Source organism: Kerstersia similis (genome assembly GCF_965139615.1).
Lineage (GTDB): Bacteria > Pseudomonadota > Gammaproteobacteria > Burkholderiales > Burkholderiaceae_B > Kerstersia > Kerstersia similis.
Genome location: NZ_CBCSIQ010000006.1, coordinates 82,595 through 98,236, shown reverse-complemented (window position 1 = coordinate 98,236; position 15,642 = coordinate 82,595). Strand labels below are relative to the sequence as shown.

Below are 15,642 nucleotides of genomic sequence, written 5' to 3'. Positions count from 1 at the left end.
CGTGGCCTTGCCACGCCAGGCTACACGCCCAGATAGGCCTGTTGTATGGCCGGGTCTTGCGCCAGTTCTGCGCTGTTGCCGTGGCGGACAATGCGACCTTCGCTCAGTACATAGGCACGGCGGGAAATGCGCAGGGCCATATAGGCATTCTGTTCGGCCAGCAGCACCGAGACGCCCTGGTCGCGCAATTGCGCGATGGCATCGAAAATTTCCGCCACGATCTTCGGTGCCAGGCCCAGCGAAGGTTCATCGAGCAGCAGCAGGCGGGGGCGGCTCATCAGTGCCCGGCCGATGGCCAGCATCTGCTGCTCGCCACCGGAGAGCGTGCCAGCCTGTTGCGTGAGCCGTTGCGCGAGCTTGGGGAAGCGTTCCAGCACCTGCGCGAAGTCGGCCTTGATCTGTCGCGCATCATGGCGGCTGTAGGCGCCCATCATCAGATTCTCTTTGACGCTGAGCGGTGCAAAGACTTGCCGGCCTTCCGGTGAAAGCGCCAGGCCGCGTTGCACGCGGCGCGCAGCATCCAGTCCATCGAGCGGCTGGCCGTCGAGTTTGATGGAACCCTGACGATGCTGGCGCAGGCCGGCCAGCGTATTCATGATGGTCGATTTGCCGGCGCCGTTGGCGCCCAGCAGGCAGGCGATTTCACCAGGCTGCAGGTGCAGGTCTATGCTGTGCAGGATCTGCGCCGCGCCAATCCAGGTGGACAGTCCGTTGACATCAAGCATGGCTGCCTTCTCCCAGGTAGGCGTCCAGCACGGCCGGGTCGTGCCGCACCTGCTCAGGCGAGCCCTCACTGATGAGCTTGCCATTATTGAGGACGGAAATGTGGTCCGACAAACGCATGACGACCCGTACATTGTGTTCGACCAGGACAATCGTGACACCCTGGCGGTTCAGGCTGAGGATTGCCTGTTCCGCATGTTCGATGGCATCGGCAGGCAGACCGGCCAGCGGTTCATCGAGCAGGACCAGGGTGGGTTCCGATGCCATGGCACGGGCGATTTCCATGAGTTTGCCTTCACCGTAACTGAGCGCCCGCGCCAGTTGACCGGCCTTGCCTGCCAGACCGAGCTGATCCAGCAGCGCCATGGCCAGCGCCTGGCTGCTAGCGTTTTCCTGGCGTTGGCGGCGGGAGTGGCAGAGGGCGTCCAGCAGGGTGCTGCGGGTACGAATATGGCGGCCCACCATCACATTTTCCAGTACCGTCATATCAGGGAAGATTTGCAGGTTCTGGAAGGTGCGGGCCATGCCCAGCCCGGTACGGGCATGTGGCGGCAGGTGTTCGATGGCCTGGCCCTGGAAATGGATGCTGCCCTGCGTGACCGGATTGACGCCGGTGATCAGGTTGAAAAGGGTGGACTTGCCGGCGCCGTTGGGGCCGATCAGCGCATGGATATCGCCGGGCCTGACTTGCAGCGAGACGCCATCAACGGCAGCAAGGCCGCCGAAGTGTTTGCTGACCTGCTGCAAGGCCAGGATCGGTGCAACGGTCTGAGTCGGGTTCATGGCGTGGCTCCTTTGCGGCGGGCCTGGCGGCGCGCCCGCCATCCGCTCAGCCCGCCCGCGATCCCGCCGGGCATGAAGCCGACGACCAGAATCATGGCGGCGCCCAGGATCAGCAGTTCGGTGTCATGGAAGCTGCGCACCAGTTCAGGTAGGGCCGTAAAAATCAGTGCGCCGAAAAATGCGCCCCAGTATTGGCCGAAACCGCCAACTGCCACCATGACGAGCAGCAGGATGGAGGTCGAGAACGAAAACGAGTCGGGCGAGATGAACAGGTTCTGGTGGGCGTAGAGCGCCCCGGCCAACCCGGCCAGCATATTGGCCAGCACGAAGATCGCCAGTTTCTGGCGCAGGACGGGAATGCCCATGCAGGCTGCGGCAATATCGCTGGAACGGATCGCCCGCAACGCGCGGCCGGTGCGTGAACGTTGCAGGAATGACAGGCTCAGCATGATCAGGCCCGTCACCAGCCAGCATAGCAGGTAGAAGTTTTCCGGCAGTGACAAATCCCAGCTGGCGAGGGTATAGGGGGGGATGCCGATCAGGCCGTTGGGCCCGCCAGTCCAGGCCACCAGCCCGACCAGCAGCACGGAAATGATGGCATTGAAGCCCAGCGTGGCCATGGCCAGATAATGCCCGGACAGGCGTAGCGTGGGCCAGCCGATCAACACGGAGAACAGCCCGCAGGCCAGCATGGCGGCCAGCGAACCCAGCCAGGGCGAGACTTCCAGATGCACGGCCAGCATGCCGCTGGCATAGGCGCCTATGCCCCAGAAGGCGGCATGCGCCAGCGACGTCAGGCCGGTGTAGCCCACCAGCAGGTTCAGGCTGGCAATCAACAGCAGATTGATGAAGAAGGTGCCGCCCAGGCTGACCAGGTAATCATTGGGCGCAAGCCAGGGCCAGGCCAGCAGCAGCACCCACAGCCCGAGCAGCAAGGCGGGCGCGCGGTCGCGCGTGAGCAGGGGAGCCGGGTTCATAGCTTGGTGACCTCCGCCTTGCCCAGCAGGCCTTGGGGCCGCAGCAACAGCACCAGCAGCAGAACCAGGAACGCGGCGGCATCCTTGAACTGTGAGGTGACGAAACCGCTGACCAGGGCTTCCAGCAGGCCCAGCAGCAGGCCGCCCAGCGTGGCACCGAACAGGCTGCCCAGGCCGCCCAGCATGGCCGCGCTGAAGCCTTTGAAGCCCAGCATGGCGCCGCTGTCATAGGACATCAGGGTCAAGGGCGTGATGATGGTGCCGGCCAGCCCGCCCACGGCTGCCGCAATGATGAAGGAGCCGAACACCACGCGATGGTGGCGGATGCCGACCAGCGCTGCGGCGGCCGGATTGGCTGCGGCAGCGCGCATGGCGCAGCCCCAGCGTGTGTGGTTGAAGAACAGTTGGGCCAGGATCATGAACACCAGGGTGATGCCGAGTATCCACAGCGTTTGCGTCGCGACGCTGGCGCCCCAGAGCGGTACGAAGGCCGTTTCCGACAGACCGGGATAACCCACCGGGTTTTTGCCCAGGCTGAGCATCACCAGGCTCTTGGAGAGCAGGGCGATACCGACCGTGACCAGGGTAATGGCGAACGGCGTCTGGTTCAGCAGCGGGCGGATCAGCAGCCGTTCTGTCAGTCCGCCGATGACAGCGACGGCCAGGCCCGCGAGCAGGCAGGCCTGCCAGACCGGCAACTGGGCATCATTGAAGCAAAAGGCCGCCAGCAGGCCGCCCATCATCACCCATTCGCCTTGCGCAAAATTCAGCGCGCCCGTGCTCTTGAAGATGATATTGAACCCGACGGCAATCAAGGCGTAGATGCTGCCTGTGCCCAGACCGGAGAGAATGATTTGCAGAGTGGAGCTGTCCACGGTGGCGATCCTGGCGTATGGGGCCATGACCCGGCTCTGGCCGTATGCAGGGAGGCGGCCGTTGGGTCATGGCAACAGGGCCGGTAGCGGCCCTGCGAGGTTACTGATAGTCGTGCAGGCGGAAGGCGCCGTCTTCCCACTTGATCAGGACAATATCGTCCTTGGACAAGCCCGAATGACGCTCGGGCGAGAAATTGAAGGTGCCGCCGACGCCGTGGAAGTTCTGTACCTGTTCCAGTGCCTGACGGGTTTTGTCCTTGTCGCCTTGGCTGGTGGCCAGCGCCTGGCGCGCCAGTTGAATGGCATCGTAGGTCTGGGCGACATACTGGTTGGGCTTGCGGCCATACCGGGTTTCGAATTTCTGCGTGAGGTCTGCAATGACGGCCTTCTGGCTATCGCTATCGGGCAGGTCGGCGCCGACCGGGAACTTCACCGACACCAGCAGTACATTGCCGGCGCTATCGCCTGCCAGCTCCATATATTTCTGCGAGACGAAACCGTAGCTATGGATCAGTTCGCGGTCGGTCAGGCCAAGCTGGGTAGCCTGCTTGTTGAAAATCACGCCGGCGGGCGTCACAGTCCAGCACAGCACGGCCTGGGCATCGCTGTTCTTGATGCGTGTGAGCTGCGGGGTCAGATCGGTATCGCTGGGCGCAAAGGCTTCGAAGCTGACGCTCAGGCCCAGTTCCGGCGCCAGCTTTTTCAGTTCTTCGGCCGCTGCCTGACCAAAGCCGCTGGTGTCATGCAACAGGGCGACGCGGGTAATGCCTTTCTTGTCGAAATATTCCTTCAGGCGCTCGAACACCTGGCGGTCATCCACCGTGCTTTTGAAGGCCCAGGGGCGCTGTGAAACCGGATCCACGATGGAACGCGCGCCTTCCGTAGAGATGAACGGTGTTTTCGCCTGGGCGCTCAGGGGCACCATGGCCTGTGCGATGCCGCTCATATTGCCGCCGCCGACGATGATGTCCACCTTGTCCTGGGACAGCAGGCGGCGGGTGGCCGTCAAGGCCTTGTTGGTCTGGCTTTCCGCGTCGTAGAACACCCACTGCACCGGCCGGCCGTCGATGCCGCCGGCGGCATTGATTTCTTCAATGGCGATTTCCATCCCTGCCTTCATATCCTCGCCCAGGAAGGCAGCAGGGCCGGTGGTGGAGAGAATCGTGCCGATGCGGTAGGCATCGGCGGCCATGGCGGGGGCACCGAAGGCGAGGGTGGCGGCCAGCAGGCCGCGCAGCAAAGAGGCGTAAGTCATGGTGTATCCGGAGAAAATAGGGGCAATGGACGGAGCGGCGGTAACGCGGCAAGCCGCCCGGGCGTTCAGGCCAGCACGTGCAGCGTGACAGGCGCGCCACGGGACAGCGAACCGTAGATCGGACAAACCGTGGTAAAGACCTGCACCAGTTCTTCGGCCTGGGCCTGTGTAATACCGGTGAAGCGGTAGGTGAGTTCGATGTAGCGGTAATGCCCGGGGCGATCTTCATCAGCTTCGCAGCGGGCCTGAATGGCCAGGCCGTAATGCTGCCAGCCGCGCTTGCGCGCCTCGTCGTCGATTACTGCGTGGGAGCAGGTTTGCAGCGCGCCCAGCAGCAACTCGGCGGCTTGCCAGGCCTGGCCCTGGCCGCCACGGCCGGGGGAGGCATCGACGACCAGGTGCTGATCGCGGGCGTTGAGCAGGAATCGGCCGGGTTGGGCGGACAGCTGGCTGAGACTGTCTATGATGGCCATGGCGGGCTCCTTTAGCGGCGTGCGGGGCGTTCCAGCCCCAGATGGTCGCGCAGCGTCGTACCGGTATATTCCTTGCGGAACAGGCCTTGATCCTGCAACTGCGGAATCACCAGGCGGACAAAGCTTTCCAGGCCGCCGGGCAGGTAAGGCACCTGAATCATGAAGCCATCGCAGGCGCGGGTTTCATACCAGTGGCGCATGTTCTCAGCGACCTTATCGGCCGCGCCGACGAAGTCGCGCAGGGGGCCGATGCCATAGCGATGGCCCAGCTCGCGCAGGCCGATCCCGCTGCGGCGGGTCAACTCCGCCACTTCCTTGTAATGGCCTTGTACGCCCGGCACATCCAGCTCTGGCAAGACGGCGTCCTGCTCGAACTGGGAGAGATCAATGTCCAGGTGATAGGACAAGGTGGAAAGCCCGGCATCCGGATCCGTCAAATCCTTAAGCAGCCGCTCCTGCTCCAGCGCGATGCTTTCGGTCTCGCCGACGATGGGCACAATGCCGGGCAGGATCTTCAGCGTGTCCGGATCACGGCCATGGCTGCGCGCGCGCTCCTTCATTTCGGCGTAGAACGCCTGGGCTGAATCCAGCGAAGAATGGGTGACGAAAATCACATCGGCCCAGCGTGCGGCGAAATCCCGGCCCCGGCCGGAAGCGCCGGCCTGGATGAACACCGGACGGCCCTGCGGCGGGCGGCTGACATTCAGCGGGCCTTGCACCGAGAACCACTTGCCCTGATGGTCGATGGAACGCACCTTGGCCGGGTCGGCAAACAGCGGGCCGGCCTTATCTAGCACCAGGGCGTCATCCGCCCAGCTATCCCACAGCTCGCAGGCCACTTCCACGAACTCCTCGGCGCGGTCATAGCGTTCGTCGCGGCTCAGCTGATCCTCGCGGCCGAAATTGGCGGCCTCGGCCTGCTGGAAGGACGTCACGATATTCCAGGCAGAACGCCCGGCGCTCAGGTGATCCAAAGTGGCCAGCGAACGCGCCACGGTATAAGGATCGAAGTAGGACGTTGAAATGGTGCTGGCCAGGCCAAGATGGCGGGTACTGCCTGCGATCAGCGCCAGCACTGTCATCGGATCCAGCCGCAGTGCGCCCAGCGCGCCGAACTTGAGCTGGCTTTCCATGCTGCCGCCATGGCGGCGGGGAATCGCCAGAATATCCGCCAGGAACAGCATATCGAAGCGGCCCTGTTCAAGCAGCTGGCCGAGTCGAGTGTAGTAGCCGGCGGAAAGCAGCTGGGTATCGGCAGCAGGGTGGCGCCAGCCACCATGCACGCCGGAAACCGGCCCGGCAAGGGCAAACGCTGCCAGGTGCATGGCTGAATCGCGGGAGGTTGTCATGGGAAAGCCTGAAAGCAAAAAAGCGGCGTGCCCGGCCAGAGATTGCCCAGGAAAGACAGGTCTGGCTTGATGTGGGAAAGGTAGGGCCTGCGGGCACGGATGAACTGGAACCGATCATATCAACGGCCCGCTGTTGCACTCAGACGGAGTGGAAATAAGAAAATATAGAACTGTTATGTACTGACTTTTTGTTATATGAATCAGTTGCTTGGGACGCTGGGGCACAAACGCCAGGTGGTGCGGCGGCTCGTTAAATGACCCGCCGTTTTGTTGTCAGCCAGCAGGATCCAGTTCTCGAGATCGCGTGTGGGCCTGCATGGCGGCGCGATCGACCAGGTGGCGCAACTGCTCATCCTGCTCGAATATCTGGATGGCGGCATGCGTGGTTCCGTTCGGCGACGTGACTGCCTGACGCAAGGCGGCGAAGTCGGCATGCTGTTGGCATTGCAGGGAGGCTGCGCCCAGCGCGGTTCTGGCTGCCAGCATATTGGCGATGTCAGGAGGTAGCCCGAGTTTCATCCCCGCTTGGGCCAGCGCCTCGCTGAACAAATGGTAGTAGGCGGGGCCACTGCCGCTGATGGCGGTGACGGCATGGAGCTGATCTTCGGTTTCTACCCAGCACGCGGTGCCGACCGCAGAAAATAGTGCGGAGACCATGTTTTTCAGCGCTGGATTGACGCGGTTGTTGGCGTACAGCCCGGTGCAGCCCTGGCCGATGATGACGGGCGTATTCGGCATTGTGCGGATGACGGGCGCTGCGGCAGGTGCAAGTGGTTCCAGCGTGCGCAGGGAAACGCCGGCCATGACGGAAATGAAGCAGGCGCGCGCCAGGCGGGCCGGGGGTATCGCCTGCAAGGCAGCCTGCGCCAAGGCTGGCTTGACGGCGATCACTACCAGTTCATAGTCGGTAGCAGGCAAGGCCTGGCCTGCGGGATAAAGCGAGGCTTGCATCCCCTGGATGTTGCCTGGATCGACGGCGTCGATATGCTGTACCAGGCCGGCCTGCAGCCATGCTTCGCCCAGGGCTGAGCCCATGCGGCCGTAGCCGAGGAAAAGTGCGTGCTTGACCATGATTCTGCTCCGTTGCGTGTGGGTGGTCGAGTTCGATTTACTGCCGGCTTGAAATGGCCCGGCCTGCCGCGATCAGTAGCGACAGGATTTTTTCTTTGTCGGCGCCTTTGTTCCATTGCGGGCGCGCGACTCCGATATTGATGGCGCCAACTACTTGATTGTTGGCGTCGGTGATGGCAACCGCCATGGCAATGTCGCCCAGGTACAGCTCGTCTTCGACATGGGCGTAGCCCATTTCCCTGATGTCCTCCAGGCGGGCCAGTATCTGGTCGCGTTCGTTAACGGTATAGCGGGTGTATTTGATGAGATTGGATTGGTCCAGGATTGCTTCCACCTCTGCCGTAGGCAGACAGGCCAGCATGGCGAGGCCGGAAGAGGTGCAGTACGCGGGCAGCCGCGTGCCCACGATGACTTCGGGCGAAAGGACATAGCGGCTGACGATCCGTTGCAGGTAAACAATGTTCGGGCCGTCGAGGATGGTCAGGTTGATGGCGGCCTCGGTCTCCATGGCAAGCTGCTGCAGGAAAGGCGTGGCGCGGCTGACCAGGTCATTGGCCGAGATGTACTGATGGGCGAAGTCCAGTATGCCGGGCGACAGTTCATACAGCTTGGTTTTGGGATCCTTCCTGAGCAGGTTCAGCGTCAGCAGCGTATGCGTGAAGCGCTGCACGGAGCTCATGTCCATGCCCGAGTGCGCGACGATCTGGGTCAGGGTGAGCTGCCGCTTCTGCGGGCCGAAGACGGCCAGTATCTGGAAGGCCTTCTCGACGGAGTTCACGAATAAAGATGATGCCCTGGGGTCAGGGCGTTCCGAGGTATCGGCCAGCGTGGTTTCAGTGGGGGAAGGAGAGGTCTTTTTTGACATGTAGGCTTCCAATTCGGGCTGAATGCGCCGCGTCCGACAGGATGGGCTAGGTTTTATTGCATAAAGATAAAATTCTCGCACAAAAAACGGCAAAAACTTAACTTGTTATCTCTATGCACCAAAAAATGTCATTTTTTGGTGTTTTTTTTGGATTTTCAGTTTCTTTCCCAATTTTTGAGCAGCTTTGATCCAAAAATTATTAGGGTATGCACGAATTATCCGGCCAAAGTAATTTTTCTATATTTTATAGAAATAAATTCTTATTGGAGATAGATGATGCATCCCTACCAGTTCATAGAAGTGGAACAACATGATGAAGTCGGCCTGATCCGTCTCAACCGTCCGGAAAAGCTCAATGCCTGGACAGGGGCGATGCGCGACGAAATCATGCAGGCCTTGCAGGCATTCAATGCCGCTGCGGGTACGCGGGCCATCATCATGACCGGTGCCGGTGACCGGGCTTTCTGCGCAGGTCAGGACCTGGAAGAGGCACAGCGTTTTGACGAGAAGGATTCAGAGGCCTGGATCCGTACCTGGGAAGCGTTCTACGACACCATTCGCAGCCTGGAAAAGCCCCTGGTGATGGCGCTCAATGGCACAGCGGCGGGATCGGCGTTCCAGGTGGCCTTGTTGGGCGATATCCGCGTTGCCCATCCTGGCGTGCGCATGGGACAGCCTGAAATCAATTCGGGCATCGCCAGTGTGACCGGGCCGTGGATTATGAACCTGGTGCTGGGCATGTCGCGCACCATCGAACTGACCCTGACCGGACGCCTGATGGAAGCAGAGGAAAGCCACCGTATCGGTCTGATCCATTATTTGGTGCCGCAGGAGCAGGTGCTGGTGCGGGCATTTGCCGTGGCACGGGAACTGGCTGCCAAGCCGCCGGTGGCCATGCGCCTGGACAAGCAGCGGTTCCGGGAAATGTCGGAGGCCAGTTTCCGCGAAACCATTGAAGCCGCGATTCGCCTGCATGCCGATGCCTATGCCTCCGGCGAGCCGCAACGCATGATGGCCGCCTTCTTCGAGAAAAGAAGGAAAGCCTGATTCCTTTTTGCAGTTCTTCCCGCCACACAGACACTTGCGTCGATTCGGAGTACGTCATGAGCAGATCAGTTAACCGTAGTGGTCGCCGTCAATTCATCAAAACTGCGGCAGGCGGCCTTGTCCTGGCACAGGCCGCGCCCTTGGCCTTGGCTCAAGGCAAGCAGCAGATCGTGGTGTCCGATCCGGGCGGCCCATACTCGGCAGCCTATCGGCGTGCGTTCTACGACCCATTCGAGAAAGCGACGGGCATCCGGGTCGTGAATGTGGCGCGGGAAGCACAACCGGTGGCGCAAATCAGCGCCATCGTCAAAGCCAGGAATTACATCTGGGATGTGACCACCCTGACCTTGTCCGCCGACATCCCGTACCTGGAAGCCAATAACCTGCTGGAACCCATCGGTATCAACCCGGCGGACTACCCGCAGATGATTCCGGATTCCGTGCAGCCCAATTGGCTGGGGGTGGATGTGTATGCCACGGTCATGGCATATCGCACCGACAAATTTCCCGGTGAAGGCCCCAAGACCTGGGCTGATTTCTGGAACGTCGAGAAATTTCCCGGGCGCCGCAGCCTGCGGCGCAATCCGCTGGATACGCTGGAGCAGGCCTTGATGGCGGATGGCGTTCCTGTGCATGAACTGTATCCGCTGGATGTGGACCGTGCGTTCCGCAGCCTGGAAAAAATCAAGCCGCACATCAGTATCTGGTGGACCTCAGGCGCCCAGGCCATGCAGATTATCCAGAATGGCGATGTGGATATGGTGTCAACCTGGAACGCGCGCGCCCAGACGGCAATAGAGAATGGTGCGCCGGTGAAGATCGTCTGGAATGAAGGGTTGTACTCGATCGAAGGATGGGGCATTCCCCGTGGGACGCCGCGTGCAGAAATGGCCAAGCAATTCGTGCTGTTCTGCGCGGATGCCCGACGGCAGGCGTCCTTCACCGAAGACCTGCCCTACGGTCCGACCAACACGCAGGCGATGCAGTTCATTCCTCCCGAGCGTGCCGCAGTCCTTCCCAGTGCCCCTGAGAACCTGCGCAACATGGCGTTGCCCAGCCCGGAATGGTGGGCCGCCAATCGCCAGGCGGTGACCGAGCGGTTCAACAATTTCCTCATTTCCTGACCGGAGCCTGATTCATGTTCAAGCTGGAAGCTGCCGGGCTGGCCAAGCGCTATGGCGAAACCGATGCTTTGTTGCCGACCGATCTGCAGGTGCGGACCGGTGAGTTCCTGACCTTGCTCGGGCCATCCGGTTCAGGCAAAACCACCCTGCTGATGATGATCGCAGGCCTGGTGGAGCCCACGGGCGGGAAGTTGTTGATCGACGGCAAGGATGCCACCTACGCCCCGCCAGGGCAGCGGGGTATCGGCATGGTATTCCAGAGCTATGCCTTGTTCCCGCACATGACGGTACGCGAAAACGTCGCCTATGGTCTGCGCATGCGCAAGGTATCTGCGGCTGCGCTGGCCAAACAGGTTGATGAGGCGCTGGACATGGTGAAGATGGGGGCGTACGGGCATCGCTATCCCAAGGAACTGTCAGGCGGCCAGCAGCAGCGCGTGGCGCTGGCACGCTGCTTTGCGTACAACCCGTCGGTCGTCCTGCTGGACGAGCCCCTGGGGGCCCTGGACAAGAAACTGCGGGAACACATGCAATTCGAAATCCGGCGCTTGCACAAGGAACTGGGTTCTACGTTCATTTACGTGACGCATGATCAGGAAGAGGCCCTGACCATGAGTGACCGCATCTGCCTGATGAACCATGCGCGCATCGAGCAGCTGGATACGCCCATGGCCTTGTATGACCAGCCCAGAACACGCTTTGCGGCGGAGTTCATCGGGCAATCCAACCTGCTGCAGGGCGAGCATGATGGTGCAGGGCATTTCCGGCTGGGTGAGGCCAGGATTCCCGTGCCGGAGACGGCTGGGGAGCCTGGCGCTGCCGGCGCAGCGACCCTGATGGTGCGACCTGAAGCGGTTGAACTGGTGACGCCGGGGCAGGGCTGGCTGCAGGGAATGATTGCGGAAGTGGTATTCCTGGGCAGCGAGGTGCGGGCGGTGGTCAAACTGACGCAAACCGATGCATGCTCGCAGACCTTCATCGTGCGTTGCGGACGGGAACGGCCTGTGGCGCCGGGCGACCAGGTGGGCCTGCAATGGGACTTGAGCCGCTCGCGGGTTCTATACCGCTGATTGCGACAAGGAGAGACTCATGCAGACCGCTCCCCTCAGCGCTGCCGCGAACGGCCGTCGTTTCAGCCGTGTCTGGTTGCCTGCCTTACCCGCCATCCTGTTCCTGGCAGTGTTTTTCGTGGTGCCCGTCCTGCAGATATTGCAGGGCGGTTTCTTTTCCGAAGACGGGACATTCGATGTGTCTCCCTTCGAACGCCTGGTGTCGGCGCCGGTATATCTCAAGGTGTTGTGGACGACGTTCGGCATTTCGTTCGGCACGGCGTTGCTGTCGGTCATCCTGGGCTATCCGGTGGCCTATTTGTTGAGTTCTTTGACCGAAGGGGCCAGGAACCGGTGGGTGCTCTGGATACTTCTGCCGTTCTGGACCAGCTACCTGGTCAAGACCTACGCCTGGATGCTGCTGCTCTCGAAAACCGGATTGTTGACGACGGTGGCCGCGTTACTGGGACTGGTCAGCGACCACGATACGCTGGCACCCTCGATGTTCGGGGTGTTGGTCGGCATGGTGCACGCCATGTTGCCATTGGCCGTGCTGACCATCCTGCCCACCATGCAGGGGATCAACCGGCAGCTATCCAGCGCCGCGGAGATCCTGGGTGCCGGACGTGCCAGCAACTTCCTGACGGTATTTTTTCCGCTGTCCTTGCCTGGCGTGGCTGCTGCCGGCCTGCTGGTGTTCATCACCTGCCTGGGTTTCTTTATCGTCCCTGCGCTGCTGGGAACACCGCGTGAATCCATGATTGCGCAGCTGGTCATTGCGTCGGTGCTGGAATTGCTGGACATGCGTTTCGCCGGTGCCCTCTCCATCGTGATCCTGTTGTGCTCGGTCGTGGTGTTTTACGTCTATGACCGGGTTGCAGGCCTGACATCGCTGGCCGGGGAGACCGGGCAACGCAGCATGAACGCCGGCCCCGGCTGGATGACGCGGCTGGTGTACCAGGCGGGTGGCATGCTGGATCGCGTGTTCAGCCCCAGCAGCATCCGCGCGCGCCGCATCAATGTATTGGCGGGCTATTGCCTGGTGACGGTGGGTTTTCTGGTACTGCCGGTACTGATCGTCATACCCATTGCATTCAGTAAAACGGCAGTGGTGGCGTTCCCGCCCGAGATGTTCAGCCTGCGCTGGTTCACGGACTTCATCGAGTCGCCAGTCTGGCAGGCAGCCATGTTCCGTTCCCTCGGGGTAGGGGCCGTGACGGCGGTGCTGGCCGTGATCCTGGGATTTGGTGCGACATACACGCTGACCAAGGTATCGGGGCGTTGGGTCAAGCCACTGTTCGCCCTGTATGTGGCGCCGTTGATCGTACCCCGCATCGTGGTGGCGATCGGCTTGCTGTATTTGTTTGCCAGCCTGGGCATGACGGGCAGCAATACGGCCCTGGTCATCGGCCACACCATCCTGGCGATTCCCTATGTGGTGGTGACATTGGCAGCGGGTTTCCGGCAATTCGACTGGCGCCTGGACGATGCGGCGCGAATTCTGGGGGCATCCGCCTTTGCCCGGTTGCGGACGGTCTTGCTGCCCTTGCTGGCCGGCAGCATTACGTCTGCCCTGCTGTTCGCCTTCATCGTGTCTTTCGATGACCTGACGATCGCCATTTTCGTGAGCGGTGGCGTAACAACGACCTTGCCCAAGCAAATGTGGGACGACATTCAGCTGGCGGTTTCCCCGACTTTGGCGGCGGTCTCCACATTGCTCATCCTGCTCATCACTTTGATCATTCTCCTGTCTTCTTACATCAAATCCAAAGGTAGCCGGCGATGAACCGACTTCAGTATCTCCCCCTGCGTCGCGCTGGCGACTGCCTCGATGTGGCTCCGCTGCTCTATCACGGACTGAACAGCGACGACCCGCATGTCGTGATCGACTTCCAGGGGCAGGCGTTCACGCGCCGCCAGCTGGGGCGGGAAGTGGCCATGTTGCAGGCCTGGCTCAAGGCGCAGGGCGTATCCAAGGGCGATCATGTCGCGGTGATGCTGAACAATTCAGTGCGCCACATGGCCCTGATCTATGCCATCGTGCTGTCGGGCCTGGTCTGGATTCCCGTCAACACCAAGTTGCGGGGTGCAGGCCTGGCCTACCTGACCGAGCACGCCGAGCCGCGCCTGCTGGTCCTCGAGGATGAATTCGTGTCCTTGTTCGACGGACTTTCCGGCTCTGGCCCGGAGCAGGTAACGAGCCAGCGCCTGGACACCGAATTGGCCGGCCTGGCGTCCGGGGGCGAGCCTGCTCTGTTTCAGGTACCCTGCGAGGTCAGCGATACGCTCTGCCTGATCTACACCTCCGGGACGACCGGGGCGCCCAAGGGCGTTATCTTTACGCATCGCATGATGCGGATCGCCACCGAGGCGGCGTTGATCGTGGCGGACATCAAGGCCGGGGACAGGGCGTTCCTTTGGGAGCCGCTGTGCCACATTGGTGGCGCGCAAATGTTGATGATGCCCTTCCTGGAACCCATGACGCTGCTGGTGGTGGAGCGTTTTTCGGCGAGCCGCTTCTGGCAGCAATGGGAAGAGGGGCGTGCCACGCATTTGCATTATCTGGGGGGCGTGCTGGATATCCTGATGCAGCTGCCCGAGAGCGCCAAACCCGAGGGTGCGCGGATACCCATCGCCTGGGGCGCCGGCATTGCGATCAACAGCTGGGCGCCCATCCGTGAGCGCCTGGGATGCCAGTTGCGTGAATGCTATGGCATGACGGAATGCTCCAGTTTCGCCACCTTGAATACCACTGGCAAACCGGGTTCGATCGGGCAGCCCTTGCCATGGATCACCCTGAGTCTGCTCGACGAGCATGATCAGCCGGTCAAGACTGGCGAGGCTGGCCAGATCGTGATTCGGAGTGAACTGGAAGGAGCGCTGTTGCCGGGCTATTGGAAGAACCCCGAAGCGACGGCCAAGACCTTGCGCCACGGGAGCCTGTACACGGGCGATATGGCGCGCCAGGACGAGGAGGGCAACCTGTTCTTCATCGGTCGGGCATCAGACAGTATGCGGGTGCGTGGCGAGAACGTCTCTGCCTGGGAGGTCGAGCGGGTATTTGCGGAGCACCCGGCGATTGAAATGTCGGCGGCGATGGGTGTCAGCAGTGCGATAGGCGAGCAGGAGATCTTCCTGTTCGTGAAATTCAATGCCGGTCAAATCGTGGCATGGGAAGACCTGCTTGCATGGGCCAGGCCGCGTCTGGCCAGCTTCCAGTTGCCGCGCTACTACATGGCCATCGAGGCGTTTTCGCTGACGCCCAGCCAGCGTATCCAGAAGCACAAACTGGCACCGGAGCTGGCAAGGGCCTGGGACAGGCAGGCACAGACCCAGACGGACAGACCGCTGGCCGAGTCCCGGGCCGGCTGATCATCCCGGCGACGGACGGCGCCAGGTAGAAAAAAACCCGCATAGCCAAGGCTGATGCGGGTTTCATGTACTACCGCAGTCTGCGGCAGGGAATTCTTTGGTGCGGCGAAAGGAATGAAACTGTGGCCAGAAAGCCTCATGGTTGCTTTGTTTCGTAATTTTGATTTTAAAAAATACCGTCAAAAATACCGTCACAGATGGGGTGCTGGGGCTGCTTTGGCGGTATTTCGATGTTGTCTTAGCCGTCATCCCTCGCGCGCGATGCGGTCGTAGGCAGGCCGCTAATCTGACGGGCTGCTTCGAGAACACCAATCTGGGGGTCTCGGCTGGGTGCGCCATCGGCATTTCAAATGCGGAAGGGTTCCGACTCAGCTACCAGCGCCTGTACCGTAAACATGCGTCGATCTTGCGGTGATCCCTGGCGCGGTTTGCGTTCCTCAGAATTTAGGAGCGCGGTACGGGCGCCATCCAGTGCAGTGCCTATGCTTGCATCGCGCGCTATGCGGTCGCAGGCAGGCCACCGGCGTTTCAAATGCGGGTGGGTTGCAAACTCAGCAACCAGCACCAGACCAGGCGCTACCCATGCACCGTATCAGCACGGTGCTGATACGGTGTCTTCCCTGTTGCTGCTCGGGCGTGTCACGACGCTGTCACGGGTTGCGTGCTAAGACGAAGCTAT

Annotated in this window: 14 protein-coding genes; 5 read left to right on the top strand and 9 right to left on the bottom strand. The window is 61.4% G+C overall.

The window, feature by feature from the left end:
* Positions 1-20 precede the first annotated feature (20 nt).
* The 9 genes from ACNA1V_RS05895 to ACNA1V_RS05855 form a co-directional block, all read right to left on the bottom strand.
* Positions 21-725 (bottom strand): ABC transporter ATP-binding protein, encoded by a 705-nt coding sequence (locus tag ACNA1V_RS05895; RefSeq protein ID WP_415832657.1) that lies wholly within the window; start codon positions 723-725, stop codon positions 21-23.
* Complete coding sequence (locus ACNA1V_RS05890) at positions 718-1,506, bottom strand: ABC transporter ATP-binding protein (protein ID WP_415832656.1); 789 nt, start codon at positions 1,504-1,506, stop codon at positions 718-720. The genes ACNA1V_RS05895 and ACNA1V_RS05890 overlap by 8 nt, the downstream gene beginning before the upstream one ends.
* Complete coding sequence (locus ACNA1V_RS05885; protein WP_415832655.1) at positions 1,503-2,483, bottom strand: branched-chain amino acid ABC transporter permease; 981 nt, start codon at positions 2,481-2,483, stop codon at positions 1,503-1,505. The genes ACNA1V_RS05890 and ACNA1V_RS05885 overlap by 4 nt, the downstream gene beginning before the upstream one ends.
* A complete protein-coding gene (locus ACNA1V_RS05880; RefSeq protein WP_415832654.1) occupies positions 2,480-3,358 on the bottom strand; it encodes a branched-chain amino acid ABC transporter permease in 879 nt (292 codons plus the stop codon). The genes ACNA1V_RS05885 and ACNA1V_RS05880 overlap by 4 nt, the downstream gene beginning before the upstream one ends.
* A gap of 100 nt (positions 3,359-3,458) precedes the next feature.
* Positions 3,459-4,613 carry an ABC transporter substrate-binding protein gene (locus ACNA1V_RS05875; RefSeq protein ID WP_415832653.1) on the bottom strand — a complete coding sequence of 385 codons (1,155 nt, stop codon included), beginning with the start codon at positions 4,611-4,613 and terminating at the stop codon, positions 3,459-3,461.
* A 65-nt stretch (positions 4,614-4,678) separates the two neighbouring features.
* Entirely contained in the window at positions 4,679-5,086 is a 408-nt protein-coding gene (locus ACNA1V_RS05870; RefSeq protein ID WP_415832652.1) for an OsmC family protein, read from the bottom strand.
* An 11-nt stretch (positions 5,087-5,097) separates the two neighbouring features.
* The gene (locus tag ACNA1V_RS05865; protein ID WP_415832651.1) at positions 5,098-6,435 is read right to left on the bottom strand and encodes an LLM class flavin-dependent oxidoreductase; all 1,338 of its coding nucleotides are present in this window, start codon (positions 6,433-6,435) and stop codon (positions 5,098-5,100) included.
* A gap of 273 nt (positions 6,436-6,708) precedes the next feature.
* Positions 6,709-7,506 carry a pyrroline-5-carboxylate reductase gene (gene proC, locus ACNA1V_RS05860; RefSeq protein WP_415832650.1) on the bottom strand — a complete coding sequence of 266 codons (798 nt, stop codon included), beginning with the start codon at positions 7,504-7,506 and terminating at the stop codon, positions 6,709-6,711.
* A gap of 37 nt (positions 7,507-7,543) precedes the next feature.
* Complete coding sequence (locus tag ACNA1V_RS05855) at positions 7,544-8,371, bottom strand: IclR family transcriptional regulator (protein ID WP_415832649.1); 828 nt, start codon at positions 8,369-8,371, stop codon at positions 7,544-7,546.
* A 273-nt stretch (positions 8,372-8,644) separates the two neighbouring features.
* Here ACNA1V_RS05855 and ACNA1V_RS05850 point away from each other — a divergent pair, with 273 nt between their 5' ends.
* Genes ACNA1V_RS05850 through ACNA1V_RS05830 form a run of 5 tightly spaced genes read left to right on the top strand, consistent with a single transcriptional unit; the run spans position 8,645 to position 14,963 of the window.
* Positions 8,645-9,418: an enoyl-CoA hydratase/isomerase family protein gene (locus ACNA1V_RS05850; RefSeq protein WP_257740164.1), complete on the top strand. Its 774-nt coding sequence runs from the start codon at positions 8,645-8,647 to the stop codon at positions 9,416-9,418.
* A gap of 56 nt (positions 9,419-9,474) precedes the next feature.
* Positions 9,475-10,542, top strand: a complete 1,068-nt coding sequence (locus ACNA1V_RS05845; RefSeq protein WP_415832647.1) for an ABC transporter substrate-binding protein — start codon at positions 9,475-9,477, stop codon at positions 10,540-10,542.
* Between the two features lie 14 nt (positions 10,543-10,556).
* Positions 10,557-11,612 carry an ABC transporter ATP-binding protein gene (locus ACNA1V_RS05840; protein WP_415832645.1) on the top strand — a complete coding sequence of 352 codons (1,056 nt, stop codon included), beginning with the start codon at positions 10,557-10,559 and terminating at the stop codon, positions 11,610-11,612.
* 19 nt (positions 11,613-11,631) lie between these two features.
* Entirely contained in the window at positions 11,632-13,377 is a 1,746-nt protein-coding gene (locus ACNA1V_RS05835; protein WP_415832644.1) for an ABC transporter permease subunit, read from the top strand.
* Positions 13,374-14,963 (top strand): AMP-binding protein, encoded by a 1,590-nt coding sequence (locus tag ACNA1V_RS05830; RefSeq protein ID WP_415832643.1) that lies wholly within the window; start codon positions 13,374-13,376, stop codon positions 14,961-14,963. The genes ACNA1V_RS05835 and ACNA1V_RS05830 overlap by 4 nt, the downstream gene beginning before the upstream one ends.
* Positions 14,964-15,642 lie beyond the last annotated feature (679 nt).

Excerpts from the sequence above, each read along its gene's own strand:
- ACNA1V_RS05870 (WP_415832652.1), bottom strand. The coding sequence starts at position 5,086 with ATGGCCATCATAGACAGTCTCAGCCAGCTGTCCGCCCAACCCGGCCGA.
- ACNA1V_RS05835 (WP_415832644.1), top strand. The coding sequence starts at position 11,632 with ATGCAGACCGCTCCCCTCAGCGCTGCCGCGAACGGCCGTCGTTTCAGC.
- ACNA1V_RS05885 (WP_415832655.1), bottom strand. The coding sequence starts at position 2,483 with ATGAACCCGGCTCCCCTGCTCACGCGCGACCGCGCGCCCGCCTTGCTG.
- ACNA1V_RS05840 (WP_415832645.1), top strand. The coding sequence starts at position 10,557 with ATGTTCAAGCTGGAAGCTGCCGGGCTGGCCAAGCGCTATGGCGAAACC.
- ACNA1V_RS05875 (WP_415832653.1), bottom strand. The coding sequence starts at position 4,613 with ATGACTTACGCCTCTTTGCTGCGCGGCCTGCTGGCCGCCACCCTCGCC.
- ACNA1V_RS05845 (WP_415832647.1), top strand. The coding sequence starts at position 9,475 with ATGAGCAGATCAGTTAACCGTAGTGGTCGCCGTCAATTCATCAAAACT.
- ACNA1V_RS05890 (WP_415832656.1), bottom strand. The coding sequence starts at position 1,506 with ATGAACCCGACTCAGACCGTTGCACCGATCCTGGCCTTGCAGCAGGTC.
- ACNA1V_RS05830 (WP_415832643.1), top strand. The coding sequence starts at position 13,374 with ATGAACCGACTTCAGTATCTCCCCCTGCGTCGCGCTGGCGACTGCCTC.
- proC (WP_415832650.1), bottom strand. The coding sequence starts at position 7,506 with ATGGTCAAGCACGCACTTTTCCTCGGCTACGGCCGCATGGGCTCAGCC.
- ACNA1V_RS05895 (WP_415832657.1), bottom strand. The coding sequence starts at position 725 with ATGCTTGATGTCAACGGACTGTCCACCTGGATTGGCGCGGCGCAGATC.
- ACNA1V_RS05855 (WP_415832649.1), bottom strand. The coding sequence starts at position 8,371 with ATGTCAAAAAAGACCTCTCCTTCCCCCACTGAAACCACGCTGGCCGAT.
- ACNA1V_RS05865 (WP_415832651.1), bottom strand. The coding sequence starts at position 6,435 with ATGACAACCTCCCGCGATTCAGCCATGCACCTGGCAGCGTTTGCCCTT.
- ACNA1V_RS05850 (WP_257740164.1), top strand. The coding sequence starts at position 8,645 with ATGATGCATCCCTACCAGTTCATAGAAGTGGAACAACATGATGAAGTC.